Origin of the sequence: Aeromonas sp. FDAARGOS 1402, from assembly GCF_019046925.1 — a bacterium.
Lineage (GTDB): Bacteria > Pseudomonadota > Gammaproteobacteria > Enterobacterales > Aeromonadaceae > Aeromonas > Aeromonas caviae.
Window position 1 is genome coordinate 2,878,324 of sequence record NZ_CP077201.1, and the last position, 25,437, is coordinate 2,903,760.

At 61.6% G+C, this 25,437-nt stretch carries 25 protein-coding genes and 1 riboswitch; of the genes, 18 read left to right on the forward strand and 7 right to left on the reverse strand.

What is annotated here, in order from left to right; genetic code table 11:
- Positions 1-60 precede the first annotated feature (60 nt).
- Both I6L32_RS13820 and fadE read right to left on the reverse strand, forming a co-directional pair.
- Positions 61-1,578 (reverse strand): HD domain-containing phosphohydrolase, encoded by a 1,518-nt coding sequence (locus I6L32_RS13820; protein WP_039038835.1) that lies wholly within the window; start codon positions 1,576-1,578, stop codon positions 61-63.
- Between the two features lie 174 nt (positions 1,579-1,752).
- A complete protein-coding gene (gene fadE, locus I6L32_RS13825) occupies positions 1,753-4,209 on the reverse strand; it encodes an acyl-CoA dehydrogenase FadE (RefSeq protein ID WP_069784860.1) in 2,457 nt (818 codons plus the stop codon).
- Positions 4,210-4,461: 252 nt separating this feature from the next.
- Between fadE and lpcA the strand changes: the two genes are divergently transcribed.
- The 3 genes from lpcA (at position 4,462) to I6L32_RS13840 (ending at position 6,586) form a co-directional block, all read left to right on the forward strand.
- On the forward strand, positions 4,462-5,040 hold the full coding sequence (gene lpcA / locus I6L32_RS13830) for a D-sedoheptulose 7-phosphate isomerase (RefSeq protein WP_010674142.1): 579 nt from the start codon (positions 4,462-4,464) through the stop codon (positions 5,038-5,040).
- Between the two features lie 112 nt (positions 5,041-5,152).
- A complete protein-coding gene (locus tag I6L32_RS13835; protein WP_010674143.1) occupies positions 5,153-5,950 on the forward strand; it encodes a class II glutamine amidotransferase in 798 nt (265 codons plus the stop codon).
- 300 nt (positions 5,951-6,250) lie between these two features.
- Positions 6,251-6,586: an Hpt domain-containing protein gene (locus I6L32_RS13840; RefSeq protein ID WP_010674144.1), complete on the forward strand. Its 336-nt coding sequence runs from the start codon at positions 6,251-6,253 to the stop codon at positions 6,584-6,586.
- Between the two features lie 12 nt (positions 6,587-6,598).
- Here the strand turns inward: I6L32_RS13840 and yvcK are convergent, their stop codons facing one another.
- Positions 6,599-7,522 (reverse strand): uridine diphosphate-N-acetylglucosamine-binding protein YvcK, encoded by a 924-nt coding sequence (gene yvcK / locus I6L32_RS13845; protein ID WP_029314269.1) that lies wholly within the window; start codon positions 7,520-7,522, stop codon positions 6,599-6,601.
- Between the two features lie 113 nt (positions 7,523-7,635).
- On the opposite strand from yvcK, the gene I6L32_RS13850 reads away from it, so the two are divergent.
- Both I6L32_RS13850 and I6L32_RS13855 read left to right on the forward strand, forming a co-directional pair.
- Positions 7,636-8,817, forward strand: a complete 1,182-nt coding sequence (locus I6L32_RS13850; protein WP_041215518.1) for an FIST signal transduction protein — start codon at positions 7,636-7,638, stop codon at positions 8,815-8,817.
- An 18-nt stretch (positions 8,818-8,835) separates the two neighbouring features.
- The gene (locus I6L32_RS13855) at positions 8,836-10,911 is read left to right on the forward strand and encodes an ATP-binding protein (protein WP_010674147.1); all 2,076 of its coding nucleotides are present in this window, start codon (positions 8,836-8,838) and stop codon (positions 10,909-10,911) included.
- Positions 10,912-11,183: 272 nt separating this feature from the next.
- On the opposite strand, the gene I6L32_RS13860 is transcribed toward I6L32_RS13855, so the two are convergent.
- The 4 genes from I6L32_RS13860 to narQ all read right to left on the reverse strand — a co-directional run bounded on the left by I6L32_RS13860 (position 11,184) and on the right by narQ (position 14,984).
- Positions 11,184-11,759, reverse strand: a complete 576-nt coding sequence (locus I6L32_RS13860; RefSeq protein ID WP_103259830.1) for an LON peptidase substrate-binding domain-containing protein — start codon at positions 11,757-11,759, stop codon at positions 11,184-11,186.
- 302 nt (positions 11,760-12,061) lie between these two features.
- On the reverse strand, positions 12,062-12,532 hold the full coding sequence (locus tag I6L32_RS13865) for a globin domain-containing protein (protein WP_232098002.1): 471 nt from the start codon (positions 12,530-12,532) through the stop codon (positions 12,062-12,064).
- 101 nt (positions 12,533-12,633) lie between these two features.
- A complete protein-coding gene (gene narL / locus I6L32_RS13870; RefSeq protein WP_039038841.1) occupies positions 12,634-13,272 on the reverse strand; it encodes a two-component system response regulator NarL in 639 nt (212 codons plus the stop codon).
- On the reverse strand, positions 13,272-14,984 hold the full coding sequence (gene narQ / locus I6L32_RS13875) for a nitrate/nitrite two-component system sensor histidine kinase NarQ (protein ID WP_042882582.1): 1,713 nt from the start codon (positions 14,982-14,984) through the stop codon (positions 13,272-13,274). Before narQ ends, narL begins: the two co-directional genes overlap by 1 nt.
- 78 nt (positions 14,985-15,062) lie before the next feature.
- Positions 15,063-15,202: riboswitch (molybdenum cofactor riboswitch) on the forward strand.
- Here narQ and moaA point away from each other — a divergent pair.
- The 13 genes from moaA (at position 15,190) to modA (ending at position 25,350) form a co-directional block, all read left to right on the forward strand.
- Entirely contained in the window at positions 15,190-16,185 is a 996-nt protein-coding gene (gene moaA / locus I6L32_RS13880) for a GTP 3',8-cyclase MoaA (protein WP_010674152.1), read from the forward strand. (Overlaps the previous riboswitch by 13 nt.)
- Positions 16,186-16,435: 250 nt before the next feature.
- A complete protein-coding gene (gene napF / locus I6L32_RS13885) occupies positions 16,436-16,945 on the forward strand; it encodes a ferredoxin-type protein NapF (protein ID WP_010674153.1) in 510 nt (169 codons plus the stop codon).
- On the forward strand, positions 16,942-17,244 hold the full coding sequence (locus tag I6L32_RS13890) for a chaperone NapD (protein WP_010674154.1): 303 nt from the start codon (positions 16,942-16,944) through the stop codon (positions 17,242-17,244). The genes napF and I6L32_RS13890 overlap by 4 nt, the downstream gene beginning before the upstream one ends.
- A gap of 189 nt (positions 17,245-17,433) precedes the next feature.
- Positions 17,434-19,923, forward strand: coding sequence for a nitrate reductase catalytic subunit NapA (gene napA / locus I6L32_RS13895; protein WP_216944010.1), 2,490 nt, complete (start codon positions 17,434-17,436; stop codon positions 19,921-19,923).
- 16 nt (positions 19,924-19,939) lie between these two features.
- Positions 19,940-20,674 (forward strand): ferredoxin-type protein NapG, encoded by a 735-nt coding sequence (gene napG / locus I6L32_RS13900; RefSeq protein ID WP_216944011.1) that lies wholly within the window; start codon positions 19,940-19,942, stop codon positions 20,672-20,674.
- Positions 20,671-21,546, forward strand: a complete 876-nt coding sequence (napH, locus tag I6L32_RS13905; RefSeq protein WP_103259833.1) for a quinol dehydrogenase ferredoxin subunit NapH — start codon at positions 20,671-20,673, stop codon at positions 21,544-21,546. The genes napG and napH overlap by 4 nt, the downstream gene beginning before the upstream one ends.
- Entirely contained in the window at positions 21,546-22,001 is a 456-nt protein-coding gene (locus I6L32_RS13910; RefSeq protein WP_029314277.1) for a nitrate reductase cytochrome c-type subunit, read from the forward strand. Before napH ends, I6L32_RS13910 begins: the two co-directional genes overlap by 1 nt.
- 11 nt (positions 22,002-22,012) lie before the next feature.
- Positions 22,013-22,603 (forward strand): cytochrome c3 family protein, encoded by a 591-nt coding sequence (locus I6L32_RS13915; RefSeq protein WP_010674159.1) that lies wholly within the window; start codon positions 22,013-22,015, stop codon positions 22,601-22,603.
- A gap of 194 nt (positions 22,604-22,797) precedes the next feature.
- Positions 22,798-23,304: a molybdenum cofactor biosynthesis protein B gene (gene moaB, locus I6L32_RS13920; protein WP_039038846.1), complete on the forward strand. Its 507-nt coding sequence runs from the start codon at positions 22,798-22,800 to the stop codon at positions 23,302-23,304.
- A gap of 50 nt (positions 23,305-23,354) precedes the next feature.
- The gene (gene moaC, locus I6L32_RS13925) at positions 23,355-23,849 is read left to right on the forward strand and encodes a cyclic pyranopterin monophosphate synthase MoaC (RefSeq protein WP_052814825.1); all 495 of its coding nucleotides are present in this window, start codon (positions 23,355-23,357) and stop codon (positions 23,847-23,849) included.
- Entirely contained in the window at positions 23,846-24,091 is a 246-nt protein-coding gene (gene moaD, locus I6L32_RS13930) for a molybdopterin synthase sulfur carrier subunit (protein ID WP_048207331.1), read from the forward strand. Before moaC ends, moaD begins: the two co-directional genes overlap by 4 nt.
- A gap of 2 nt (positions 24,092-24,093) precedes the next feature.
- A complete protein-coding gene (gene moaE, locus I6L32_RS13935) occupies positions 24,094-24,573 on the forward strand; it encodes a molybdopterin synthase catalytic subunit MoaE (RefSeq protein WP_119196775.1) in 480 nt (159 codons plus the stop codon).
- Positions 24,574-24,627: 54 nt separating this feature from the next.
- Positions 24,628-25,350: a molybdate ABC transporter substrate-binding protein gene (gene modA, locus I6L32_RS13940; protein ID WP_216944012.1), complete on the forward strand. Its 723-nt coding sequence runs from the start codon at positions 24,628-24,630 to the stop codon at positions 25,348-25,350.
- The last annotated feature ends 87 nt before the right edge of the window (positions 25,351-25,437 follow it).

Below are 25,437 nucleotides of genomic sequence, written 5' to 3' on the forward strand. Positions count from 1 at the left end.
AAAGAAGCCGCCCAATGGGCGGCTTCTTCATGGTGGCAAGTGGATGGGGTGAATCCGATATCAGTGAGCGCCGATATAGATGTCTTTGTACTGTTCGCGAATATCGAGGAACTTCTCCAGATTGGCCAGCATCAGGTCCACCAGGAGGGGGTCGAAGTGCTCTCCTTTCTCCTCCTTGATCAGCGCCAGCACCTGATCCAGCGGCCAGGCCTGCTTGTAGCAACGATCCGAGCCCAGGGCATCGAACACATCCGCCAGGGCGACGATGCGTCCTTCCAGCGGAATGTCCTCTCCCTTCAATCCGCGGGGATAGCCGCTGCCATTCCACTTCTCGTGATGGTTGCCCGCGATGGTGGCGCCTATCTGGAACAGGGCCAGGTCACTGCCGGAGAGCATGTCCTGCCCAAGCTGGGCGTGGGTTTTCATGATCTCCCATTCCTCGGGAGTGAGTTTGCCCGGTTTGTGCAAGATGGCGTCCGGGATCCCCACTTTGCCGATGTCGTGCAGGGGAGAGGCCCGCTTGATGAGCTCGCACCTGTCCTCATTCATGCCGAGCAGCTTGCAGAACAGTTCGGTGTAGAGGGCCACCCGCTTGACGTGCAAGCCGGACTCCTTCGAGCGGCTCTCCACCAGTTCGCCGATGCGATAGATGATCTCTCGCTGGTTGTCACCGATCACCTCGTTGAGCCGGATATTCTCCAGCGCCACTATGATGTTTTCGGTGAACAGGCTCAGCAGCCCGGTGTCCATCTGGCTGAGCGGGCGAGTGGTCTCGATGTGGAACAGCAGGTGATGACGGGCATTCTGGCAATAGAGCACCATCTGGTTGCCATCGTAGACATTGGCTCCCTTGGCCATGGCACAGCGCAGGATTTCCGGCGCATCGACGAGGCGCAGCATGGGACCATCGCTGAGCAGAGGCTCGAGCACCTGATCCCGCACCTCATACGCCAGGTGCTTCACATCGTAAATCTGGGACTCTTCCAGATTGAGCAGGGCGCTGAGCTGGGTCTGGGCTCCTTCGACGAACTGGCGCAGGGCGCGCTGCTCGAAGATCCCCTTGGACGCCTCGATGACCTTCTCCAGCCCCTGTCGATTGCTCTCAAGGGTTCGGATGTCCCGGTAAGAGCGCAGGCTGGCGCGCAGCAGGGTGCGCAGTTTCTGGGAGGTGAGCTCGGTCTTGTCCTTGTAGTCGTTGATATCGTAGTTGGTCACCACGTCATCTTCCGGGGCCTGGCCGGGCTGACCGGTTCGCAGCACGATGCGCACCATCTTGTTTTGCAGCTCGTCGCGCACGAACTTGACCACCTCGAGACCGGCATGGTCGACCTCCATGACGACGTCGAGCAGCAGCAGGGCGACATCCGGGGTGAGGGCGAGCAAGGCTTTGGCTTCAGCCGCAGAGTAGGCGTGCAGAAAATCGATCGGCTTGCCGTCGAATTCAAACTTGTTCAGGGTGATTTTGGTGATGCGATGCACTTCGGGTTCATCGTCCACTATCATCACCTTCCAGCCGGCGGGACGCGGTGCTGATTGGGGAAGATCTTCATCATCAATAATCAGGATTTGATCATCCATTATGCAATCCTGTGTGTGATCCTGTGCTTACCTTAACCGCTTCATTCAATATAGGAAACGGATTGATATCCAAAATATGATCCAGTCGGTTTCTCTTTCTTCGTATCGAATGCCATCCACCAGCCCTTTCATGAAAAACGCCTCCACAAGGGAGGCGTTCTGGCATCAGAGGCATCAAGCTGCCCTGTGATAGGCGGAGGCTTCAAACAGTGCCTTGTTGGCCACCAGGTCGACGGGATCGAAGTCATCGACGTTGATGGTGCGAAGACGACTCTCCTCGGCGCGCCGCAACAGGTCCGCTTCGGCCTGGTTGATGACACCGAGGCTCAGGCCCGCCTCTGCCACCTTGTCGAGCTGGGTGAAGGGGCGTTTGCTCCCTTCGGCTTTGCACACCTTGTCAAACAGCGGCTCTGCGGTCAGCACATCGTCCAGCGCCTGTTCCAGCAGCCCGAAGGGGTTGCCCTCCTCGCGCGTGAGATATTGACCCTCGGCCAGACGGCTGCGAGTGGCACTTGGCACCTGGAGCAGGCGGGCCACCTGGCTGTCGAGCTTGTCGGAGGGACGCTTCAGGTCGCGACCAAGGGGCAGCACGATGGCGCGCAGGGCCAGACCAATCCAGCGGTTCGGGAAGTTGCGCAGCAACTCGTCGATCGCTTCCTGAGCCTTGAACAGGGCGTCTTGCAGTGCCCAGTGCAGCAGCGGCAGGTCGGCCTGCTGGCGTCCTTCATCCTGATAGCGCTTGAGGGCGCTGGAGGCCAGATAGAGCTGGCTCAGCACATCGCCGAGGCGGGCAGAGACCCGCTCTTTGCGCTTGAGCTCGCCACCCAGGGTGCCCATCGCCATGTCTGACAGGAAGGCCAGGTTGGCGGAGAGGCGGGATAGTTGCTGATAGTAGCCCTTGGTCTGATCCTTGTAGGGCGCGGCGGTGAAGCGGGCACCGGTCAGCCCCAGCCAGAAGCTGCGCACCAGGTTGCTGATGGCAAAGCCCACGTGGCTGAACATCGCCTTGTCGAAATCTTTCAGCGCCTGCTCTTTGTCGGGGTGGCTGGCTGCCAGCATCTCCGGCAACACGTAGGGGTGGCAACGGATGGCTCCCTGACCGTAAATGATCATGCTGCGGGTCAGGATATTGGCTCCTTCGACGGTCACGGCGATGGGCGCCCCCTGATAGCCACGGGCCAGATAGTTGTTCGGCCCCATGCAGATGGCCTTGCCGCCATGGATGTCCATGGCATCGATGATGCACTTCTGGGCGCGGTCGGTGAGGTGGTACTTGACGATGGCGGAGATGACCGAGGGTTTTTCACCGAGATCGATGCCGGTGACCGTCAGTTTGGCAGCGGCGCCCATGATGTAGGCGTTGCCACCCAGGCGTGCCAGCGGCTCTTCAATCCCTTCCATCTTGCCAATCGGCAGCTTGAACTGGCGACGGATGCGGCTGTAGGCACCGGTGGCCAGGGCCAGCATCTTGACGCCGCCCGTGCTGTTGGAGGGCAGGGTGATGCCGCGACCGACGGAGAGGCACTCCACCAGCATGCGCCAGCCCTGACCGGCCATGGCCGGACCGCCGATGATGAAGTCGAGCGGTACAAACACGTCCTTGCCGCGGGTCGGGCCGTTCTGGAACGGCACGTTGAGCGGGAAGTGGCGGCGACCGATGTCGACTCCCTTGATGTGGGTCGGAATGAGGGCGCAGGTGATGCCGAGCTCTTCTTCCTCACCCAGCAGGTGGTCAGGGTCACGCAGCTTGAAGGCGAGGCCGAGTACGGTGGCGATGGGAGCCAGGGTAATGTAGCGCTTGTTCCAGGTCAGGCGCATGCCGAGCACCTCTTCCCCTTCCCACTCGCCTTTGCAGACGATGCCGAAGTCGGGAATCGAGCCCGCATCAGAACCTGCTTCCGGGCTGGTCAGGGCGAAACAGGGGATCTCCTTGCCGACGGCCAGACGGGGCAGGTAGTAATCCTTCTGCTCCTCAGTACCGTAGTGTTGCAGCAACTCACCCGGCCCTAAGGAGTTGGGCACGCCGACGGTAGAGGCGAGCACGGCGCTGGCGCCGCACAGCTTTTGCAGCACGCAGGACTGGGCGTAGGCGGAGAACTCCAGCCCACCGTATTTCTTCTTGATGATCATGGCGAAGAACTTGTTGTCCTTCAGGTATTGCCACACCTCGGGAGAGAGATCGGCACGTTCGTGGGTCACTTCCCAGTCGTTGACCATACGGCACACTTCTTCAACCGGGCCGTCCATGAAGGCCTGCTCCTCGGCGCTGAGGGTGCTCACCGGAATAGCGTGCAGCTTCTTCCAGTCCGGGTTGCCGGCAAACAGATCCGCTTCCCACCAGGTCGTCCCCGCTTCGATGGCTTCCTTCTCGGTTCGGGACATCTCCGGCATGATGGACTTGTAGATCTTGAACAGCGGCTTGGTCAGCTGGTTGCGGCGAAACTCCACCAGATTGAGGGGCAGGGCTATCACCGCGAACAGCGCCCACACCAGCAGGGGCACATGGCCATAGAAGGTGCCGGCGACCAGGGCGGCGGCCGTGGCAAGCGTGGCGGTGAACAGGGACGCACGGCGATAGGCCATGGCGCCGATCACCAGGATCACCCCGAGCAGAGTGAGGGTCGTCGTCATTGTTTGCTCCTTGCATGAATTGCCGAGGTTGGGAAATTGGCGTTAACTGATCCAGAGGTCTGACCTGTTGGATGTGGCCCCTGTTGTAATTCATACGCACAAACTTATCAAGCTGTTTACAAGCCTGTTACCTTGGCTCTGTGATCGCTATAACGCACTGCCCGCCCCATCTTGGCGGGCGGGGGGCGACGATTGGACTGGCTTGTGCGACAATGCCGCCACCCTATGTTGGACGACGAGATTTCAAGAACCATGTACCAAGAACTGATCCGCAACGAGTTGACCGAGGCTGCCAGCGTGCTTCAGGCGTTCCTGGCAGATGAGCAAAATCTGAAAAACATCGAGGCGGCGGCCAGGCTGCTCGCCGACTCCTTCAAGCAGGAAGGCAAGGTACTCTCCTGCGGCAACGGCGGCTCCCACTGCGATGCCATGCACTTTGCCGAGGAGCTGACCGGTCGTTATCGCGAGAACCGCCCAGGCTATGCCGGCATCGCCATCTCCGATCCCAGCCACCTCTCCTGCGTCTCCAACGACTTTGGCTATGACTATGTCTTCTCCCGCTATGTGGAGGCCGTCGGCCGCCGTGGTGACGTGCTGCTCGGCATCTCCACCAGCGGCAACTCCGGCAACATCCTCAAAGCCATCGAGGCGGCCCGTGCCAAAGGGATGAAGGTGATTGCCCTGACTGGCAAGGACGGCGGCAAGATGGCTGGTCTGGCCGATGTGGAGATCCGTGTACCGCACTTCGGTTATGCCGACCGCATCCAGGAAGTGCACATCAAGGTGATCCACATTCTGATCCAGCTGGTTGAAAAAGAGATGGCCAAGTAATCAACGATCCGGGATTGAGAGGGGGGGATGGGTGACCATACCCGCCCTCTCATCCAGCCGTGACGGTTGATTGACGAAACCAGAGTCAAGACATTCAGGGAGTGGATGGTATATGTGCGAACTGCTCGGCATGAGTGCCAATGTGCCGACCGACATCTGCTTCAGCTTTACCGGGCTGATGCTGCGGGGCGGCAAGACCGGTCCCCACAAGGATGGCTGGGGGATCACCTTCTATGAGGGGCGGGGTTTTCGCACCTTCAAGGATCCCGAACCCAGCGCCCAGTCTCCCATCGCCAAGCTGGTCCAGGCACTGCCCATCAAGAGCCGTGCCGTGGTCAGCCATATCCGGCAGGCGAACCGGGGGTGTGTCTCCCTGGAAAACACCCACCCCTTTACCCGCGAACTGTGGGGCCGTTACTGGACCTTTGCCCACAATGGCCAGTTGACCGGTTACAAGAGGCTGCCCACGGGGCGGCACCGCCCGGTAGGCGACACCGACAGCGAGCACGCCTTCTGCTGGCTGCTCGACAGGCTGGAGCACAAGTACCCCAAACGGCCGGCAAATTTCCCCGCCATGTTCCGCTACCTCGCGACCCTGTGCGACGAGCTGCGCGGGCTCGGGGTGTTCAACATGCTGCTGTCGGACGGAGAGTTCGTGATGACCTATTGCAGCAACAATCTTTACTGGTTGACGCGCAGGGCTCCCTTTGGCGAAGCCCGTCTGCTGGATGAGGATGTGGCCATCGACTTTCAGAGTGAAACCACGCCGAACGATGTGGTGACCCTGATCGCCACCCGGCCGCTCACCGGCAACGAGAATTGGGTGAAGATGGTGCCCGGGGAGTTCTGCCTGTTCAGGCTGGGCGAGCTGGAATATGGCAATGCAGCCAACTTGTTGAACCAGAAATAAAAAATACCAGGGTAGATGTCTACCCTGGTTCTTCGCAGCAGCCATACAGGCAAAAAGGGATGAGAGAGGTGTTGCTGAGCCGCATCATTCTCATGGGTTGCATTGTTACTTTAATGTTAATTTTGTGACAACCTTTATCTCTCTCCATTCTGACTGACATACCGATAACTTGAAGCTGCTCACATTCTGGTGTCGCAAGAGCACCCGGAGCGATACGGGCATGCCCGAAGGACGGGTGACAGCGGGGCTGTGGGTCCGCTATATTGTGGTCTGTTTGAATACCATCATAGGGAAGAGAAGATGGAGTGGCTGGATCAGAAAGTGCTGCGACAACTGGCAGATGATATCGGTCACGAGATGATGCCGGTCGTCATCTCGGTGTTTGTCGAAGAGGTAGGCGAGCAGTTGGCCCAATTAAGACCGCTTTTTGAGCAGCGGGACTGGTCAGCCCTGGCGCGTCTTGCCCACAGCATGAAATCGTCCTGTGGCAGCTATGGCGCCAAACCCAGCTATCAGCAGGTGATGGATCTGGAGTCCGCCTGTCGCCGGGAAGATGAGCAAGAGGCCGGCAGACTGCTGGCGGAGCTGGAGCACTCCCTGCCCCAGGTCTTCACCCATCTGGCCCAGTTTCACTGATCCAGAAGGGCATCAGCCCGCCATGTCGCGCTCGCCAAGCCTGCTCAGGATCACTGTGTCGAGTGCCAGCCGCAGCTTGAGGCGGTCGTGGCGGTGGGGGAGGGCCGCTTCACCCAGCTCGGCCCGAACGAGGCAGTGCTGCAGCTCGGGTACCTGGGGGCCCTCGGGAGCCAGAATGGCATCGATCCGGCCGCTGCCTATCCGCTCTTCCAGCCAACGATGTTGACTGGACAGTGACAACTGGCCTGCCGGACCCTCTTCGTCCACCAGATTGCTGATGAACACGACGATGGCGCGGCTGCTGCGGATCGCCTCCGCAATTTCGCGCAGCAGCAGAGGAGGCATGATGGAGGTGAGGAAGCTGCCCGGCCCCAGGATGATCATGTCGGCCTGGCTCAGCGCCTCGACCGCTTCGCGCGTGGCGGGCACGACCGGTTTCAGGCTCAGGGCCCGTGGCGGCGTGGTGAGCTGATCGATGGAGACCTCCCCCAGGATCTGATCGCCACAGACGGTGTGGGCGCACAGATCGGTGGGATGCTCGGACATGGGCAGCAGATTGGGTTCAATTTCCAGCATGTCGCTGATGAGCCGGATGGCATCCAGGGGGCGCACGCAGAGGTTGTCGAGGGCCAGCAGCATCAGGTTGCCGAGGTTGTGGCCCGCGAGCTCGCCGCGGCCGGTAAAGCGGTGCTCGAACAGCTGGCTACCGATGCTGGGGGTGGTCACCAGCTGGTTGAGGCAGTTGCGCAGATCCCCCCAGGCGATGCACTCCTGGCTTTTGCGCAGGCGTCCGGTGGAGCCGCCATCATCCGTGGTGGTGACGATGCCCGTCAGCCGGGATCCCAAGAACGACAGGGAAGAGAGCACCCGGCCCATACCGTGCCCGCCGCCGATGGCGACAACCCGGTCGAAGTCATTGATATTTTTCTGCCACATGCAGTGATCCCGTGGGAGGCCAGTGAGCACCATTCTAGTCTCCATGGCCAGGTAATTGTTTGATAAGGGTATGATTTTTGCTTGATGCAAGCATCCCGTACCCCTAGGAGACGATGTTGAACTTCCTGACGGCTCACTCGCTTGCCGAGACGACCCCACTGGCCGCCCAACAAGTTACAGAGCGGTTGCATGCCCAGTCATCCCATGTTCCATCGCTGTTGCTGGTCTATTTTACCCAAGCACACGAGGCGGCGGAACTGCGCCGTGCGCTCAAGGCACGTTTTCCCGATACCCGGCTGATCGGTTGCAGCTCCTGCGGCGGTATCCTGACCCAGGATGGCCATCATGGTCGGCATGGCTGGAGCCTGTCGGTCGCCGCCCTTTATGATGACAAGGGGGCCTATGGCGTGGCTGGCCAGATGGGGGATCAACCGGATGTGCGGGCATTGCTGCGCCGCGCCATCGCCGATGGTGGCCGACCGGGAGAGCTGCCGCAGCTCGTGTTGCTGCACACCAGCCCGGGGCTGGAGGAGGCTGTGCTCGCGGGGATCGACGCCGAGTTTGGCGCGACCGTTCCCGTCGTCGGCGGGTCGGCGGCAGACGACGGCGTGGCCGGGCAGTGGCAGCTGTGCTGGGACGAAGGGGAGGGATCACAAGGGTGCGTGTTGGCGGTGCTTTACCCCGATTGCCAACTGGCGTTCCAGTTTCATTCAGGCTATGTACCCACCGAGTGTCGCGGCATCATTACCGGGATAGACGGGCGGGAGGTGCTGACCATCGATCACGAGCCGGCGGCCCGGGTCTATGGTCGCTGGACCGAGCGTGCGACGCCCTGGCCGGTGGGCCCCATCCTCAGGGAGACGACGCTCTCGCCACTGGCCCGTCAGGTCGGCATGCTCGATGACCTGCCCTACTACAAGCTCTCCCATCCCGAGGCGGTGACGGCGCGGGAGGGGCTGCGCCTCTTTACCGAGACCCGACTGGGAGAGCGGCTGCTGCTCATGTACAGCAGCCAGGAAGGGTTGTTGCAGCGCAGCCTGAATGCGGTGAATATCGAGCCTGAATATGGCATGGCGAGCAATATGCGCCCCTTTGGCGCCCTGGTGGTGTTTTGTGCCGGTTGTCGGCTGGCACTGGGGGACAGGCTGGGGGACATCGTCAGTCAATTCAGTCAGAGGCTGGGTGAGATCCCCTTCATCACGCCCTTTACCTTCGGTGAACAGGGACGATTACCCCATGGTGAGCTGGCGCACGGCAACCTCATGGTGTCGAGCGTAATCTTCCTCGAGAGCTGACACTGTGCTGGATTCAAGATGATAGGGAATAGCGAACTCGAAACCCTGGGCGACAAACTGCAAACCACGCTGGTGGAGCTGATGCGTTGCCGGGAGCGGGAGGCCAGATATCGGGAGGAGTCCCAAGCCCTGCTGTGCGGGGTGGCGACCCTGGCACAGGCACAGAGTCTGGAGCAGGTACTGGAGAGTCTCATTCTTGCTCTCAAGCCCTTTATCGGATTCGAACAGGCGGACGTGGTCGCCTGGGAGGCCGTGAGGGGCAGCACCCATCTGAGCACCCAGCCGGACGAGGTGGGCCGGACCTGGTCGCTGACACCGCTCTTCTCCAGGGCCATCGAGGGGGAGACCCTGGTCATCTATGATCCCGCCCAACTGCCTGAGCTGGCGCCGCTGGCAGGGGCGCCGGGCTGGGCCAGCGTCATGATGACAGGCTTGCAGGGACCGGGGTTTTCCGGTGTGCTCATCTGCCGGCACAGCGTGGCGGGCACCTTCGATCTCAAGAGCAAGGCGGCGATGCAGCGTTGTCGCCCGCTCATCTCCCAGGCTCTGGTCAACATCGCCTATCGGGCTCGCCTGCAAGAACAGGTTGACCTCAAGACCCTGGCCCTGCAGGCCAGCGAACAGCGTTTTCGCAGTTTTGCCGCCATGGCCTCCGATTGGTTCTGGGAGACCGATCCCCAGCACAGGCTCAGCTATGTCTCTGCCCCTGGCTATCAGGGGGAAGTGCTGGCCCGCCAGACGGGGAGAAGCCTCTATGATTTTGCCCACGACAAGCAGGACCCGGCCTGGAGCCACTATCGGCACCTGATCGCCCACCATCTGCCGGTGCGGGGAATGCGGGCCCAGGTGATGCTGGCGGGCGGGCCTTGCTGGATGGAGATCAATGCGGAGCCTTGCCATGATGCCGGTGGCCGCTTCCTCGGCTATCGGGGCACGGCGCGGGAGATAGGCAGCCAGATCCGCCGCGAGCAGGAGCTGGCGCGGGCGCGGGACGATGCCGAGACGGCCAACCGTGCCAAATCCCAGTTCCTCGCCATGATGACCCACGAGATCCGCTCTCCCATGAACGCCGTGCTGGGGATGCTGGATCTGCTGCAGCACGGCCGGCTCGACACTCCGCAACAGACCCTCATCGGCCATGCCACCCACTCTGCGCATCTGTTGCAGACCATCATCGACGATGTGCTCGATTTCTCGAAAATAGAGTCACATACCCTGACGCTGCACTGTGAACCCTTTCAGCCAGCCGAGCTGTGCCGTGCCCTGGTGGAGCCCTTGCAGGCACAGGCCAGTGCCAAGGGCATCACTCTGCACTGGCATCTGGATGAGACGCTCCCCGAACGCCTTCAAGGGGATGCCGTCCGCCTCTCCCAGGTGATAGGCAACCTGCTTGGCAATGCCGTGAAGTTCACCTCCGTCGGCAGCGTGCGTCTGGCGTTGACTTGGGAGGAGGAAAAGTTGGGGGTCATGGTCAGCGACACGGGGATCGGCATCTCCACCGAGGATCAGGCGTTGCTGTTCGAACCCTTCTATCAGGTCGACAGTTCGGCAACCCGCCGCTTCTCCGGCTCGGGGCTCGGACTGGCCATCTGCAGGCGGCTGGTGCAGCTGATGGGGGGAGATATTTGCGTGCAGAGCACGCCTGGGCTGGGAAGCTGCTTCTGGTTCGAGCTGCCCGGGATGGCCTCTCCCTGTGCTCCGGCCGCTGCCCCCGGCAGTGAAGAGTGCGCCAGACTGGAGCTGGATGTGCTGGTGGTGGAAGACAGTCCGGTCAATCAGCTGGTGGTATCCCTGATGCTGCAGAAGCTGGTGTGCAGGGTGAGGCTGGCAGGCAATGGTCTGGAGGCCCTGGCACAGGTGGCGAAGCAGCAGCCGGACCTTGTCCTGATGGATATGCGGATGCCGCAGATGGATGGGCTGGAGGCGACCCGGCGCCTGCGGGACATGGGGTGCGAGGTGCCCATCGTCGCGTTGACGGCCAATGCCATGATGGAGGACAGGGCCCGCTGCCTTGCCCAGGGCATGAACGATTTTCTGGCCAAACCCATCAGTCTTGCCAGGCTGCGAAGCTGCCTGCTCCGCCATTGCAGGTGATGTCGGCCGATTTTGGGTAAAAAAAATGGTCAACCTGGTGGTTGACCAATTCTTCAGCAAATACTGAAGAGAGCACGGGATAAATCGGGTTGTACGGTTTTATATGAAAAAGTCGTGCCAACTTTTCAAAACCTGTTATTTGCGGCCTGTAGCTGAATTGTGTGTTATTTATCGCTACCGTGATTGCAAAATGCAATTCTCATTTTTTCATTATAAGAATCCAGTGCCGAGAATTCGCGTTTTGCAAACCAACCGTTGACTCACTCTTTGACTCACTGTGCGATCAGTCGGCGCAAGAACTGGCGCGCCGCTTCACTGTTCTGTTTGGCAATCAACATCTGTTTTTCATAGATCGGCATGGGCAGGATCTCGAGCCAGCGTTGGCAGAGCCAGGCTGCATCGTCGAACTGCTTGTCCGGGTAGAGCTCATCCAGTTCCGGGTATTGTGCAAAGACCTCTCTCAATCGGCTGACCAGCTGGTTGTCGCTGATATCAGAATCCGCACTCGGCCAGTTGGGCAACGGCTCGACCTGTGCGTGCCTGAGGCCTGCGCTATCCGTTTCCATCTCGTGGATGCAGAAGCGTTCAAGGCCGAGCACGGTGACCCCGAGCAAACCGTCGTTGAGGGTATAAAAATCAGTCACCTTGACGCGGGTTCCGACCGGGAGAATCCGTCCGCAGGTGCCCGTGCTGGTGGTCTCTTCCATCACGATGCCAAAGCCACGATCCTCGAGGAAGGACTCCTTGAGCATCTGCAGGTGGCGCGGCTCGAACAGGCGAAGGGGGAGCTTGCCACCGGGCAGAATGTGGGACGGCAAGGGGAACAGTGCCAGTTGTTGAAGTTTCATGTTCCATCCTCCTAATCACTCATTGCTGAATGTGACAATGCAGTGACCGTGCCAGAGAGAGGTGGCGTGGCGAAGGGGTGAGTCATTTCCCGTGGTTATTTTTAATATCCATTTAAAATCAATCTATTGTGATTTGATGTCGCGAATGCAGGCAAGGCAGTGCGAAAGGGATTCAGGTGAGGTGTTAGGGCGCCGAACATACCCCGTGTGCAGAATGAGTCTATTTTCGCATATTGCAAATTTGATTCATGCAAAATGCCTGTTACAGACCCATTGAGCGATTGGGGGCAAAGGCCAGGGGATCAGGTGGTCAATTCGGTGTGCTGTGTCATGCCGTCCAGCATCAGGGCGGCTATTTCGTCATACATCTGCGACCAGGCCTGTGCCAGTGCCGGGGTAAAACCACTGCCGAGACGCCGTGCCAGTACCTGGGTCAGCGCCTGTTTGAGCAGCGCAAACTGGTGGGGTTGAACGTTGAATCGCTGGTGACGCCTGCCGAGATCGCGAATGATGAAACCCAGTGCATCCAGTTGGGAGAGGCTGGTGATGACGGTGTTCAGGGTGTCCGACACCTTGGCAACGGGCAGCTCCTGATGTGGGGGGAAGAGGGCCCTGAGTTCGGGAGACAATCTGAACAGCTCTTCATACACCTCCTGGACATAGCTGTTGTTCAGGGCGCTCACCCTGCCCCAGGCTTTCTGGACCAGCTCTATCTGCTCAAAGGTCATGTCGATGTTTCCTTCCCGTTCGATGTCATGAAAATAATAATCCATCTACTCAATAGAGCACCGGGTTCCGCGCCATTTGGGGAAAAGGAGAGGGGGCCAGCAAGGAGGCACGGATGGTGACCCCTTGCTGGCAGGAGGCCGGGACCTCAGTTGCGCTGTTCCAGGTACATGACGGCTGCTTCGACGCGGCTTTGGGCCTCGAGCTTTTTCAGCAGGCTCTTGACGTGGACCTTGACGGTTCCCTCGGAGATATGGAGCACTGAGGCGACCTGCTTGTTGGACAACCCCTTGGCGATTTCACGCATGATCTGCATTTCGCGTCGGGTCAGGCTCTCCAGCTTCTGCTGCAGGTGGTCCAGCTCGTAGATGTTCTCGAGATAGGGACGTAGCGGCTCGCTCAGGATCTGCTTGCCGGTCATCACGTCAGCCAGCTGGGCCAGCAGCATGTCAGGCTCGGTGTCCTTGAGCAGATATCCGTCCGCGCCTGCCTTGAGCAGGGCAACCACATCCTGGCGGGCGTCAGAGACGGTCAGGATCACCACGCGGGAAGTCACCTCTTCGGCCCGCAGCGCCTTGAGGGTATCGAGACCTGACAACCCCTTCATGTTGAGGTCGAGCAGGATAAGGTCCGGTTCGGACTCCTTGGCCATGGCCACGGCGTCGGTGCCGTTGGAGGCCTCGCCAACCACGTCGATGTTATCTTCCAACTCCAGCAGTTGCACAATTCCCTTGCGCATCAGGGGATGGTCATCCACGACCAGAACACTGTATTTCATCTCGTCCATCAGGCGTCTCTTGTTAGGCTGGTGGGAAAGGTCAGGTGTATGCGGGTGCCCCCGGAGGGCGGTTCACTGATGGTCAACTGGCCGCGCAATTTGCTGGCGCGTTCATTCATGATGCTGAGACCGTAGTGATTCACCGCCGAGCTTGCGCCCCTTATTCCAACACCATCGTCTGCAATCTGAACCTGGATGTTACCATCAGCCAGGGTCTCACAGCTAACGTCAATGTGCCGCGCGCTGGCATGCTTGATGGCATTGAGCACTGCCTCACGGATCAGCTGCAGGATGTGGATGTGCTGCCCCGCTTCAAGGTCGGTGTCCGTCAGTCCGTACTGGAGCCTGATGTCGGCGTGCGTCTGGGGTTTGAGCTGCTCGAGCATGACCGCGATGGCTTCACCCAGGTTGGCATCGCCGATGCTGAGGCGGAAGGTGCCGAGCAGTTCGCGCAACTGGGTATAGGCATTGCTGAGTCCCTCGTCGATCTGCTCCATGGCTGCCTCGGTCTTGGCTCTGTCTCCCTTGGCGAAGGAGCGCTTGAGCAGAGTGGCCTGGATCTTCAGGTAGGAGAGGGCCTGGGCGAGGGAGTCGTGCAGTTCACGGGCGATGACGGCGCGCTCTTCCATCAGCAGCAGGCGCTGGTGTTGCAGCAGGGTCTGATCCTTGTGCAGCACCTGGGCCAGCAACATGGAGAAGTTCTTCATCAGCCGCTCGTCGATGGGGTGGCCGCTTATCATGTCGAGTCGGCCGTACTCCTCGTCATCCATCTGCAGGTAAAAGCTCACCACGGCGTCCAGATCCCCCGGCCACCCCTTGCGCCCAGTGATGTAGACCGGCATCGCATTGTGCTCGAAGCGGGTGAGGCGGATGTACTCGATGTGCTGGTGGGCGGCGGCCCGCTCCAGCAGCTTTTGCAGGGTGCGGCGGCTGAGGGGCGCCGCGTGCAGTTTCTGGGCGGTGGAATAGAGGAAGGAGAGGGTGTCGTTGGCCTGTTGCAGCTTGGCCGTTTTCTCCTCCACCTTGCTCTCCAGCTCCCGGTAGAGTTTGCCAAGCTCGTCGGCCATGGTCGCGAACGCCCCCGACAGCTCTCCCAGCTCGTTTTCACAGTGGGGGGGCAGGGTGAGATCGAACTCCTGACGCTGGATCTGGCGTGCGCAATAGACCAGCTGGTTGAGGGGCGCCACCACCTGCTGGCGGGTGAAGCGCACCGTGCACCAGGCGATGGTGATGATGGCGAGCAGACCCAACCCCTCTGCCAGGGCCAGCATGCGCACCTTGAACTCCACGTGGTACTGCATCTGGTTGACGAAGTCATCGATGGCGGCGACGAACTGTTCCGTATTGTCGGTATAACGGCTGGGGGTGGCATTCTCGATGTGTTCGCGCATCACCTGCCATTGCAGCAGGACTTCACCATAGGTGCGGCGCAGGGAGGCGGGCGTGATCCAGCGCTGGGTCTCCTGCAGCTCGGGGGCATGAAGGGTCTGTTCAAACTGGGCGAGCCGACCGAGGACGACCTGATCCTTCTCGATTTCATAGGCCATGCGGTAGGCCTGCATGCGCAGGGATCCCGACAGGTTGATGGCCTTGGCATCGGGAACCGAATAGAAGAGGGTGACCATGGCCACCACGGCGATCAGGCTGGCCATGAACAGGATCAGCACCATGGAGCGACCGATGGCGCTGCTGACCGACTGCACTCTGAACCATTTTCCCATGCCGACCGGCTCCCTTTTCACCCACAAAGACCCCACAAAGTAGCATGGGAGTGTACTCCAAGTTGTGCTAGCATCGAAAAACTAGATGAACTCCGAGCGATTTTGCCTAAGTCATTGAGATAGGGGGAGATCGCCGTCAGCCGATGTTCGAGCTGAAAGGGTCAGGAAAGAAATGCCCTGGCCTCCCGTATTTGGAAAGGTGTTTATGTTGCCACTTGAAGATGGTTTTTCCCGTCGCTTTTACTATTTACGTCTGTCGGTCACCGACGTCTGCAATTTCCGCTGTACCTACTGTCTGCCGGACGGCTATCACCCGCCGAAAGGAGATGGTGAGGGGCGCCAGTCCTTCCTCTCCCTGGAGGAGATCCGTCGCGTCGTCTCCGGGTTTGCGGCCATGGGGACGCGCAAGGTGCGTCTGACCGGAGGTGAGCCCTCCCTGCGCCGCGACTTCACGGCCATCATCGAGACCGTGGCCAATACTCCCGGCATCGAGAAGGTAGCCATGACCACCAACGGGTATCGCCTCAAGGAGCGTGCCCGCGAGTGGTTCGATGCGGGGCTGACGGCCCTGAACGTCAGTGTCGACAGCCTGGATCCCCGCCAGTTCCACCAGATCACCGGCGAGAACAAGCTGGCGGAGGTGATGGCGGGGATAGACGCCGCCCTGAGTGCCGGTTTTCGGTCGGTCAAGATCAACGCCGTGCTGCTCAAGGGGCTCAATGATCATCAGCTCGAGACATTCCTCGCCTGGATCCGCGACAAACCCATCGAGCTGCGTTTCATCGAACTGATGCAGACCGGCGAGATGGACGCCCTGTTTCGCGATCACCATACCAGCGGTGAACTCATCAAGCAGCGCCTGCAAGAGAGCGGCTGGGTGCAGCAGCTGCGCGGCCTGGATGATGGCCCTGCCCAGGTGTTCACGCATCCGGACTCGAGGGGCGGGGTGGGGCTCATCATGCCCTACAGCAAGGATTTTTGCGCTGGTTGCAATCGGCTGCGGGTCTCCTCCAAGGGCAAGCTGCACCTGTGTCTCTTTGGCGACAACGGGGTGGAACTGCGGGATCTGCTCACCGATGACAGCCAGCAGGAGGCGCTGCAATGGCGTATTCGCCAGGCGCTGACCGGTAAGGCCGCCACCCATCGCCTCCATGAAGGCAATGCAGGCATGACCCCCCACCTGGCCTCCATCGGCGGCTGAGAGCCGCCGTGCACCTGAAATAACCTTCGATTAATTATCAATCCTCACATAGGGGTAATTTACCTTGCCCCTACTGTGTCTAATTGCGCCAAGGGTTTGATCCAGCGCAAGAATCACCCCTGTTTATCTCCCTGGTGGTATATCCCCTGACTTGTCAGGGCAGCAATATACACCCACGCTTATAATTGGTATTGAAAATGCCAGTCACGGGATCCGCGCGGGGCATCCGTCCCCGAAAAGAGGAGTCGATATGACCGATGGGGTCAACTTGTCACGCAGAGGCCTGTTTCGGGGACGCCTGAGCGCCCCTAAGGCCGGGATCCAGTTGCCCTGGTCCGTCTCCTGGGACGAGTTCGTGGCTGGCTGCACCCGCTGCGGCGACTGTCTGGCGGCCTGCCCGGAGCAGATCCTGATCAAGGGAGACGGGGGCTTCCCCACGGTGGATTTTCACCGCGGCGAGTGCACCTTCTGCACCGAGTGCGTCAGCGCCTGCCAGGCGCCGGTATTCAGGCCGACAACCCAGACACCCTGGGAGTATGTGGCCCATATCGAGGCGGGCTGTCTGGCCACGGCCCAGGTGTTCTGCCAGCGCTGTCAGGACAGCTGCGAGCAGCAGGCCATCCGCTTTTCCCCCCGACTGGGGCGCGTACCCACCCCCAGCATCCATGCCGAGTCGTGCAACGGCTGCGGGGCCTGCGTGGCGGATTGCCCGGTGGGCAGCATCAGCATCGGTCTGTCTCGTGGCGAGGCTTCGCGATGACCCAAGAGACGAACAAGTTGGAAAACGGTGATATGACGCGAGAAGAGTTCCATGTATCCAGCCTGGTGGTGCTGACCCAGCCCGATCTGCGCCACGCCCTGGCAGAGCGGATTGCGACCCTGGACGGGGCCGAGATCCACGCCGTCAGCGAGGAGGGCAAGCTGGTGGTGACCCTGGAGGGGCCGAGCCAGCGCCCCATCATGGCGGCCATCGACACCATTCAGGGGTTGCCCGGGGTGCTCTCTGCGGCCCTGATCTACCACCAGTTCGATGAAATGGACGCCGAAGATGGGGAATAAGGCGTCATGTGGCAGAAGCGCAAGAGTCGTTCGCTGACCGCCACGGGTAATACACGGGATGCCGGGTCTGTTGTCTGCGTTCGATGAACGAAAAGCCCAGAGCAAAGGAATAAAGCGCCATGGAGCTGAGCCAGCGCGGCTCGTCACAATGGCTGTCATTGATGTGATTAAGCAATGCGAGGATATGTCATGAAGCTGAGTCGACGCGACTTTATGAAGGCCAATGCGGTGGCGGCAGCCGCTGCCGTGGCCGGTGTCAGTGCCCCCACTCTGGCGGCGAACCTGATCACCAGTACCGACAAGACCGCCATCACCTGGGACAAGGCGCCATGCCGCTTCTGCGGGACCGGCTGCTCCGTGCTGGTGGGCTCCCAGGCTGGCCGCGTCGTGGCGACCCAGGGGGATCCCGATGCACCGGTCAACCGTGGCCTGAACTGCATCAAGGGCTACTTCCTCTCCAAGATCATGTACGGGGAGGATCGCCTGACCCAGCCCATGCTGCGCATGACGAACGGCAAGTTCGACAAGAACGGCAACTTCGCCCCCATCAGTTGGGATCAGGCCTTCGACATCATGGCCGAGAAGTTCAAGGCGACCCTGAAAGAGAAGGGCCCGACCGCCGTCGGCATGTTCGGCTCCGGCCAGTGGACCGTCTGGGAAGGCTATGCCGCCGCCAAGCTGATGAAGGCAGGCCTGCGCTCCAACAACCTGGATCCCAATGCCCGTCACTGCATGGCCTCCGCGGTGGTGGGCTTCATGCGTACCTTCGGCATGGATGAACCCATGGGCTGCTACGACGACATCGAGCAGGCCGACGCCTTCGTGCTGTGGGGCTCCAACATGGCCGAGATGCACCCCATCCTCTGGTCGCGCATCTCCGATCGCCGTCTGTCCCACCAGGATGTGCAGGTGCACGTGCTCTCCACCTTCGAGCACCGCAGCTTCGAGCTAGCGGACAACGGCATGGTGTTCACCCCCCAGACCGATCTGGCGATCCTCAACTACATCGCCAACTACATCATCCAGAACGACAAGGTGAACTGGGAGTTCGTCAACAAGCACACCCAGTTCCGCAAAGGAGTGACCGACATCGGCTACGGCCTGCGTCCCACCAACCCGCTGCAGCAAAAGGCCAAGAACCCGGACAGCGGCGACTCCACCCCCATGAGCTTCGAGGACTTCGCCAAGTTCGTGGCGGATTACGATCTGGAGTCCGTCTCCAAGCTCTCCGGCGTGCCCAAGGACAAGCTCGAGAAGCTGGCCCAGATCTATGCGGATCCGGACAAGAAGGTGGTCTCCTACTGGACCATGGGGTTCAACCAGCACACCCGCGGCGTCTGGGCCAACAACCTCTGCTACAACATCCACCTGCTGACCGGCAAGATCTCCCAGCCGGGCTCCGGCCCCTTCTCCCTGACCGGCCAGCCCTCCGCCTGTGGCACCGCCCGTGAAGTGGGTACCTTCGCCCACCGTCTGCCGGCGGACATGGTGGTCACGGATCCCAAACACCGCGCCATCGCCGAGAAGATCTGGAAGCTGCCGGAAGGCACCATCCCGGAGCAGGTGGGCTACCACGCCGTGCTGCAAAACCGCATGCTGAAAGACGGCAAGCTCAACGCCTACTGGGTGATGTGCAACAACAACATGCAGGCCGGCCCGAACATGAACGAAGAGGCGCTGCCCGGTTATCGCAACCCGGCCAACTTCATCGTGGTCTCCGACCCTTATCCGACCGTGACCGCCCAGGCGGCTGACCTCATCCTGCCCACCGCCATGTGGGTGGAGAAAGAGGGGGCCTACGGCAACGCCGAACGTCGCACCCAGTTCTGGCACCAGCAGGTGAAGGCACCGGAAGGGGCCAAATCCGACCTGTGGCAGCTGATGGAGTTCTCCAAGCGCTTCAAGGTGGAAGAGGTGTGGCCGGCCGAACTCATCGCCAAGATGCCGGAAGTGAAGGGCAAGACCCTGTTCGACGTGCTCTATGCCAACGGCCAGGTGAACCAGTTCCCGAAAGAGCAGAGCAAGGGGGCCCTGAACGACGAGGCCGAGCACTTTGGTTTCTACGTCCAGAAGGGGCTGTTCGAGGAGTACGCCTCCTTCGGTCGCGGCCATGGCCACGACCTGGCGCCGTTCGATCAGTATCACGAAGCCCGTGGCCTGCGCTGGCCTGTGGTGGACGGCAAGGAGACCCTGTGGCGCTATCGCGAAGGGTTCGACCCTTATGTGAAAGCGGGGGAGGGGGTGCGTTTCTACGGCAAGCCCGACGGCAAGGCGGTCATCTTCGCGTTGCCCTATGAGCCGGCTGCCGAAGCTCCGGACAAAGAGTACGACATGTGGCTCTCCACCGGCCGCGTGCTGGAACACTGGCATACCGGCACCATGACTCGCCGGGTGCCCGAGCTCTATCGCGCCTTCCCGGATGCGGTGCTCTTCATGCACCCGGAAGATGCCAAGGCCCGTGGCGTGCGTCGTGGTGAAGAGGTGATCGTCTCCTCCCGCCGTGGCGAGGTGAAGACACGGGTCGAGACCCGCGGCCGCAACCGTCCGCCCAAGGGACTGGTCTTCATGCCCTTCTTCGATGCGAGCCAGCTGGTCAACAAGCTGACCCTGGATGCCACCGATCCGCTCTCCAAAGAGACGGATTACAAGAAGTGCGCCGTCAAGGTCGTCAAGGCATAAGGCGGGGGAGCGCGAGATGAGTCGTAGTCGGCGCCAGTTTCTGGCCGACATGGCCAAGGGGGCCTGCGGTGTGGGCCTGCTTGGCGTGGGGCTCGGCGGCATGGCGCGCCAGCAGGTGCAGGCTTTGCCTGCCCAGGCGCTGCGCCCGCCGGCGGCCCTCGACGAGGCCGAGTTTCTCGGCGCCTGTGTGCGCTGCGGGCTCTGCGCCCTGGCCTGCCCCTACGACACCCTCAAGCTCGCCCGGCTGTTTGAACCCGTGACCACCGGCACCCCCTACTTCAAGGCGCGCGCCGTCCCGTGTGAGATGTGTGACGACATCCCCTGCGTGGCGGCCTGCCCGAGCGGGGCGCTGGATCGGGCCATGACCGACATCGATCAGGCACGGATGGGGGTGGCGGTGCTCATCGATCACGAGACCTGCCTCAACTACCTGGGGCTGCGCTGCGACGTCTGCTACCGGGTCTGCCCCCTCATCGACAAGGCCATTACCCTGGAGCTGCAGCACAACCCGCGCACCGGCAAGCACGCCATGTTCCTGCCCACGGTGCACAGCGATCTCTGCACCGGCTGCGGCAAGTGCGAGCACGCCTGCGTGCTGGAGGAGGCGGCCATCAAGGTGGTGCCTCGCGGGCTTGCCAAGGGGGAGCTGGGTCGCCACTACCGGCTCGGCTGGGAAGAGAAGGAGAAGGCGGGCAAGTCCCTCATCGGTGAACGACTGACCCTGCCGACCCGCAAACCGGAGGGTCTATGAGTCGGTATCCGGGAGCCGAGGCCACGGCCAGGCTGGGGTGGTGGCGTGCCCACCGCTTCCTGCTGCTGCGCCGGCTCTGCCAGTTCGGGGTGCTGGGGCTGTTCCTGCTGGGGCCGCTCGCGGGCATCTGGATCCTCAAGGGCAACCTCTCCAGCTCCCTGCTGCTGGAGACGGTGCCCCTCACGGATCCCCTGACCCTGTTGCAGTCGGTGGCGGCGGGCCAGTGGCCCATCCCCACCCTCTGGCTCGGGGCCGGGCTGGTGCTCGCGGGTTACTGGCTGGTCGGGGGGCGGGTGTTCTGCTCCTGGGTCTGTCCGGTCAACCTGGTCACCGATGCCGCCGCCTGGCTCAGGGGGCGGCTCGGGCTCAAGGGCAATGGTCAGTTCAACCGCGCTACCCGCTACTGGCTGCTGGCCATGGTGCTGGTGGCACCTGCCATCACAGGCGTGCTGGTGTGGGAGCTGGTCAATCCGGTGTCGCTCACCCTGCGCGGCCTGCTGTTCGGCATGGGGGCGGGCTGGGGCCTGCTGGCGGCGCTGTTCCTGTTCGACCTTTTTGTGGTGGAGCGGGGCTGGTGCGGCCACCTCTGTCCGGTGGGGGCCTTCTATGCCCTGGTCAACCGGGTCGGGTTCATCAAGATTGCAGCCTCGGGGCGCGAGCGGTGCAGCAACTGCATGGATTGTTATGCGGTCTGCCCGGAGCGTCCCATCCTGCGCGGCCCCGTTCACGGTGCCAGGCGTGGTCACGGGCCCTTGATTGCGGCTCAGGAGTGTACCAACTGCGGCCGTTGCATCGATGTCTGCGCGGAGCAAGTTTTTGAAATCACTGTAGGTTTTGCCGTCAAGGCAGAGAAAACGTCGGAGAACACATAATGAAGAAGCTGATTGGAGCAATGCTGGCCTGCCTGATGGCGGGTTCCTTGATGGCGGCCGTCCCCGAGATCACCAACAGCACGGGGGGCATCAAGTCGGAGCGGGGAAGCACGGATCTGGTGACGGATGCCGACGCGGCCCCCATGAAGAACTTTCGCAAGGATGGCGACCTCTACGATCGCCAGTACATGCACCAGCCCCCGCTGATCCCCCACGACACCCGCAACTATGAAGTGGACAACAAGGTCAACAAGTGCCTGGCCTGTCACAGCTTCAAGAACGCCAGTGCCATGAAGGCCCCCAAGATAAGCCCCACCCACTTCGAGACCCGCGACGGCATGACCCTGGGCGAAGTCTCTCCGCGTCGCTACTTCTGTCTGCAGTGCCACGTGCCGCAAGCGGATGCCAAGCCGCTGGTGAACAATACCTTCAAACCGGTTGAAGCGCTGAACTGAGGAACCCATAGATGAAATTACCCGGCTTTGTGAAGCGTCTGTGGACCACCTTCAAGTCACCGTCGAAGGCGGCCCTCTGGGTCATCCTGCTGATGGGCTTCTTCGGTGGCGTCATCTTCTGGGGCGGGTTCAACACCGCCATGGAAGCGTCCAACACCGAGGCCTTCTGCACCGGTTGCCACGAGATGAAGGACAACGTGTTCGTGGAGTACCGCGACACCATCCACTACGCCAACCGCTCCGGCGTGCGGGCCAGCTGCCCGGATTGCCACGTACCCCACGAATGGACCTACAAGATCATCCGTAAGGTGCAGGCCTCCAAGGAGCTGTGGGGCATGATCACCGGCAAGGTGGATACCCGCGAGAAGTTTGAATCCCACCGGCGGGAGATGGCCGAGCGGGAGTGGCAGCGGATGAAGGAGACGGATTCGCGCGAGTGCCGCAACTGCCACAACTTCGAGTACATGGACTTCTCCCTGCAAGGGCGTCGAGCCGCCCAGATGCACTCCACCAACCTGGCAAGCGGGGCCAACACCTGCATCGACTGCCACAAGGGGATTGCGCACCAACTGCCTGACATGAAAGGGGTGCCAGGCTTCTGATGGGAAGGCCGCCGGATCCCCGGGATCCGGCGGCCTTCGAGATTAATGGGCAATGACGCCCCCCCAGCCAGACATCTTTTGATAGAATCCCTTCCCGGCAACGCGGCGCCCACCGGCTCCTTTCATGGCTGGCACCACGGTGCGGCGCGTTCACCTCATCCTCTCGTGGTCAATGATTGACAGGAATGGCCCCAATGGCACCCAAACACAGCGAATTCATCCCTCTCAAGATCGCCGTCCTGACGGTTTCCGACAGTCGCACCGCTGCCGATGACAGCTCGGGGGACTATCTGGTCGAGGCCCTGACCCAGACCGGCCACGTGCTGGCCGACCGGGCGCTCTGCCCCGACAACCTGTTTCGCATCCGCGCCCAGGTTAGCGACTGGATTGCCGACGAGGGAGTCCAGGTGGTGCTCATCAACGGCGGCACCGGCTTCAACGAGCAGAACCGAGTGCCCGAGGCGGTCGGCGTGCTGTTCGAGCGCACGGTGCAGGGCTTTGGCGAGATGTTCCGCCAGCTCTCGTTTGCCGAGATAAAAGGCTCCGCCATGCAGAGCCGTGCCCTGGCAGGGCTCGCCAATCGCACCCTGATCTGCTGCCTGCCCGGCTCCACCGGCGCCTGCCGTCTGGGCTGGGAACAGCTTATCCGGGATCAGCTCGATGCCCGTACCCGGCCGTGCAACTTCGTGACCCATCTGTGATCCCGGGAGTAAACCCGGATCATCCATCTTATTTTTCGATAGGTGCATAGATGAACCTGACCCATCTCAACCAGAGCGGCGAGGCCCACATGGTGGATGTCACCGACAAGCAGGTGACCGAACGCGAGGCCCGCGCCGAGGCTTTCGTGACCATGGCCCCCGAGACCCTGGCGTTGATCCTGAGTGGTCAGCACCACAAGGGGGACGTGTTCGCCACCGCCCGCATCGCCGGCATCATGGCGGCCAAGAAGACCGCCGACCTCATTCCCCTGTGCCATCCCCTGGCCCTGACCCGGGTGGAGGTAGAGATAGCCCCCCAGACGGCGCACAATCGGGTCCATATCCGCACCCTGTGCAAGCTCTCGGGCAAGACCGGGGTGGAGATGGAGGCGCTCACCGCCGCCTCGGTGGCGGCCCTGACCATCTACGACATGTGCAAGGCGGTGCAAAAGGACATGGTGATCGAGCAGGTGCGTCTGGTGGAGAAAAAGGGCGGCAAGTCCGGTCATTTCCAGCTGGGTGCGACCCAAGGAGAGCAGGCATGATCAAGGTTCTGTTTTTTGCCCAGGTGCGTGAGCTGGTCGGCTGCGACGAGCTCAGCCTGCCTTGCGACTACGCCAGTGCCGATGTCCTTCGCGCCGCCTTGAGCGAGCGAGGTGACAAGTGGGCGCTGGCGCTCGAATCCGGCAAGCTCCTGGTGGCGGTCAACCAGACCCTGGTACCGCTGGATACCCCCCTCCATGACGGGGATGAGGTCGCCTTCTTCCCGCCGGTGACCGGAGGCTGATGATGAGCGAGGCAACCATGATCGATCGCATCCTGGTGCAGCGGGATGACTTCTCGCTGGCGGACGAATATGCCCGCCTCGCTGCCCGGCAGGACACAGGCGCGATTGTCAGCTTTGTCGGCAAGGTGCGCGACTTCAATCAGGGGGAGCATGTGAAGGGGCTGGCCCTCGAACACTACCCCGGCATGACCGAGAAGGCGCTGGCGAACATAGTGGCCGAGGCCCGCGGGCGCTGGCCCCTGCAGGAGTGCACCCTCATTCACCGCATCGGCGAGCTGCTGCTCGGGGATCAGATTGTGCTGGTGGTGGTGAGCAGCGCCCACCGCGAGGCGGCTTTCGAGGCCTGCCACTTCATCATGGATTTCTTGAAGACCCGGGCGCCGTTCTGGAAAAAAGAGCTGACCGCCGACGGGGTGCAACGCTGGGTCGAGGCCAGGGCGAGCGATGACGCCGCCCTGGCCCGCTGGCAACAAGGGGAGTGAGCCTCGGGCTCGCGTCAATCGATCCGGCCGTGCCGGAGCATAAGGAGCAACGGAATGAAGAGATGGGTATCCGTGTTGGTGCTGGGCGCCGGCGCCATGTACAGCAGTGCTGTGCTGGCTGACGAGGTCAAGGTGGCGGTGGCGGCCAACTTCAAGGGCACCATAGAGCGCATCGGCAAGGAGTTCACCGCCAAGACCGGCCACAGCGTCGTCATCAGTTCGGCGGCCACCGGCGTGCTCTATACCCAGATCACCCACGGTGCGCCCTTCGATCTCTTCCTCTCGGCCGACGTGGCGACCCCTCAAAAGCTGGAGTCGGAAGGCAAGGGGAGCGAGCGCTTCACCTATGCCATCGGTCAGCTCGGCCTCTGGCAGAAGGGGGGGCCTGCCCCTGACGAGGCCACCTTGCGCCACTGGCAGGGGGAGCTGGCCATCGCCAACCCCAAGACAGCGCCCTATGGCGCTGCCGCCATGGCGACCCTGGCTCATCTCATGATCGATCCCAAGCAGTATCGGGTGCTGACTGGCACCAACATCAGCCAGACCTGGCAGTTTGTCGATACCGGCAATGCGAAGCTGGGCTTCGTCGCCTGGGCCAACCTGGTGGAGGCGGGCAAGACCGGCGAAGCCTGGGCGGTACCGGCCAGCTTCTATCCCCCCATCGAGCAGCAGGCCCTGGTGCTGAAGAAAGGGGCGGCGGTGGATGCCCTGGTCGCCTGGCTCAAGGGGCCGGGACAGGCGCAGATCAAGGCGGCGGGTTACGCCCTGCCGCAGTAAGCGCCCGGCGTCTGCCGGGATCCGGCCAGCCCCGTGCTGGCCAGATCCGGTGCGTGACTTGTCCCAAGGCGGCGCCCGTCATGACGG

What these genes read in the sequence shown, in the direction of transcription:
- I6L32_RS13820 (WP_039038835.1), bottom strand. Translation starts at nt 1,578, where the DNA reads ATGGATGATCAAATCCTGATTATTGATGATGAAGATCTTCCCCAATCA.
- fadE (WP_069784860.1), bottom strand. Translation starts at nt 4,209, where the DNA reads ATGACGACGACCCTCACTCTGCTCGGGGTGATCCTGGTGATCGGCGCC.
- lpcA (WP_010674142.1), top strand. Translation starts at nt 4,462, where the DNA reads ATGTACCAAGAACTGATCCGCAACGAGTTGACCGAGGCTGCCAGCGTG.
- I6L32_RS13835 (WP_010674143.1), top strand. Translation starts at nt 5,153, where the DNA reads ATGTGCGAACTGCTCGGCATGAGTGCCAATGTGCCGACCGACATCTGC.
- I6L32_RS13840 (WP_010674144.1), top strand. Translation starts at nt 6,251, where the DNA reads ATGGAGTGGCTGGATCAGAAAGTGCTGCGACAACTGGCAGATGATATC.
- yvcK (WP_029314269.1), bottom strand. Translation starts at nt 7,522, where the DNA reads ATGTGGCAGAAAAATATCAATGACTTCGACCGGGTTGTCGCCATCGGC.
- I6L32_RS13850 (WP_041215518.1), top strand. Translation starts at nt 7,636, where the DNA reads ATGTTGAACTTCCTGACGGCTCACTCGCTTGCCGAGACGACCCCACTG.
- I6L32_RS13855 (WP_010674147.1), top strand. Translation starts at nt 8,836, where the DNA reads ATGATAGGGAATAGCGAACTCGAAACCCTGGGCGACAAACTGCAAACC.
- I6L32_RS13860 (WP_103259830.1), bottom strand. Translation starts at nt 11,759, where the DNA reads ATGAAACTTCAACAACTGGCACTGTTCCCCTTGCCGTCCCACATTCTG.
- I6L32_RS13865 (WP_232098002.1), bottom strand. Translation starts at nt 12,532, where the DNA reads ATGGATTATTATTTTCATGACATCGAACGGGAAGGAAACATCGACATG.
- narL (WP_039038841.1), bottom strand. Translation starts at nt 13,272, where the DNA reads ATGGACGAGATGAAATACAGTGTTCTGGTCGTGGATGACCATCCCCTG.
- narQ (WP_042882582.1), bottom strand. Translation starts at nt 14,984, where the DNA reads ATGGGAAAATGGTTCAGAGTGCAGTCGGTCAGCAGCGCCATCGGTCGC.
- moaA (WP_010674152.1), top strand. Translation starts at nt 15,190, where the DNA reads ATGTTGCCACTTGAAGATGGTTTTTCCCGTCGCTTTTACTATTTACGT.
- napF (WP_010674153.1), top strand. Translation starts at nt 16,436, where the DNA reads ATGACCGATGGGGTCAACTTGTCACGCAGAGGCCTGTTTCGGGGACGC.
- I6L32_RS13890 (WP_010674154.1), top strand. Translation starts at nt 16,942, where the DNA reads ATGACCCAAGAGACGAACAAGTTGGAAAACGGTGATATGACGCGAGAA.
- napA (WP_216944010.1), top strand. Translation starts at nt 17,434, where the DNA reads ATGAAGCTGAGTCGACGCGACTTTATGAAGGCCAATGCGGTGGCGGCA.
- napG (WP_216944011.1), top strand. Translation starts at nt 19,940, where the DNA reads ATGAGTCGTAGTCGGCGCCAGTTTCTGGCCGACATGGCCAAGGGGGCC.
- napH (WP_103259833.1), top strand. Translation starts at nt 20,671, where the DNA reads ATGAGTCGGTATCCGGGAGCCGAGGCCACGGCCAGGCTGGGGTGGTGG.
- I6L32_RS13910 (WP_029314277.1), top strand. Translation starts at nt 21,546, where the DNA reads ATGAAGAAGCTGATTGGAGCAATGCTGGCCTGCCTGATGGCGGGTTCC.
- I6L32_RS13915 (WP_010674159.1), top strand. Translation starts at nt 22,013, where the DNA reads ATGAAATTACCCGGCTTTGTGAAGCGTCTGTGGACCACCTTCAAGTCA.
- moaB (WP_039038846.1), top strand. Translation starts at nt 22,798, where the DNA reads ATGGCACCCAAACACAGCGAATTCATCCCTCTCAAGATCGCCGTCCTG.
- moaC (WP_052814825.1), top strand. Translation starts at nt 23,355, where the DNA reads ATGAACCTGACCCATCTCAACCAGAGCGGCGAGGCCCACATGGTGGAT.
- moaD (WP_048207331.1), top strand. Translation starts at nt 23,846, where the DNA reads ATGATCAAGGTTCTGTTTTTTGCCCAGGTGCGTGAGCTGGTCGGCTGC.
- moaE (WP_119196775.1), top strand. Translation starts at nt 24,094, where the DNA reads ATGAGCGAGGCAACCATGATCGATCGCATCCTGGTGCAGCGGGATGAC.
- modA (WP_216944012.1), top strand. Translation starts at nt 24,628, where the DNA reads ATGAAGAGATGGGTATCCGTGTTGGTGCTGGGCGCCGGCGCCATGTAC.